Here is a 1,033-nt window from a genome sequence, read left to right as displayed (position 1 = left end):
GACCGCGTGCGTGCACCAGTTGCGCGATCTGCTCGAGTGCGCCTGGCCGGGGGTGCTCGAGGCAGCGGCCAAGCCGTTTGAGTCCTCCAATTGGTGTGCAGCCCTAGCGGTGGTGCTCGACCGCTGCGCAGGCCACCCCGAACGACTCGCACGGGGCGGGCTGGCCCGATTCGAGGCCGCGGTGGTGCGTGAACTGTCCCGCTGGGGTGGGTGTCGCCGGCGACGGGCCATCATTGAGGCGGTCTATGTGGCCTTGGTCGACCCGACCGGGGTCTGGACCCAACGACATGGAGCCCTGGAACGCGCCCGCTGGGTGCTCGCCGATTGGCGCGCAGCCAAGGCCCGACTGGCCGAGGTGGAAACCTGCATGGTCGAGGTACTTGACGAACTCAACCTCACCGAACTGGTCACCACCATTCCGGGTATCTCGGCGGTCGGGGCAGCGGCCATGCTGGCTGAAACCGGTGACCCCACCCGCTTCGACAGTCCTCGGGCCCTGGTCAAACATGCCGGGCTGTGTCCCCGTGAGAACGCCAGCGGTACATTTCGTGGCCGATGCCAGATCTCGCGGCGGGGCCGGCCACGACTGCGCCTGGCCGCTTGGCGCGCGGTCTGGGGAGCGTTGCCGCACAACCCGGTGATGGCAGCTCGTTACCGCTATCTGACCACCCGCCAACACAATCGGCTCACCGACGGGCAGGCCCGCGCAGCGATCGCTGCGGCACTGTTGCGTTGGCTGCACGTCATCACCACCAAGGGCGTGCCCTTTGATACCCGCCTGGCCGGTGCCGAGGTGATGCCCATAGCCGCCTAACTAACACACCCTCCAAGACCACGGTTGGGGCCAAGCTCCACGCGCCCCTGAGACACCATCACTGATCTCGCCAGACACCATGAGCAGGCCCTGCCCGTCCTGAAGAACTCGGTTGCACGCAGTAGGGACATCGAACCCGTTTGACGCACTACGTTGAGACCAGGACCGGCGCAGGCCACCCCAACCACCATTGACAAACACCACTTACGAAGGTGTCTG

At 66.3% G+C, this 1,033-nt stretch carries 1 protein-coding gene; it reads left to right on the top strand.

Translation table 11 applies throughout. From position 1 onward, the window contains the following. Positions 1 to 814, top strand: an 814-nt coding sequence (locus AU192_RS21890) for a transposase (protein ID WP_133148053.1), incomplete at its 5' end; no start/stop codon positions are given. Positions 815 to 1,033: the final 219 nt, after the last annotated feature.

This window comes from Mycobacterium lehmannii (assembly GCF_001499925.1).
In the GTDB taxonomy this organism is placed as follows: Bacteria; Actinomycetota; Actinomycetes; order Mycobacteriales; family Mycobacteriaceae; genus Mycobacterium; species Mycobacterium lehmannii.
This window is presented reverse-complemented; position numbering and strand designations above follow the sequence as displayed.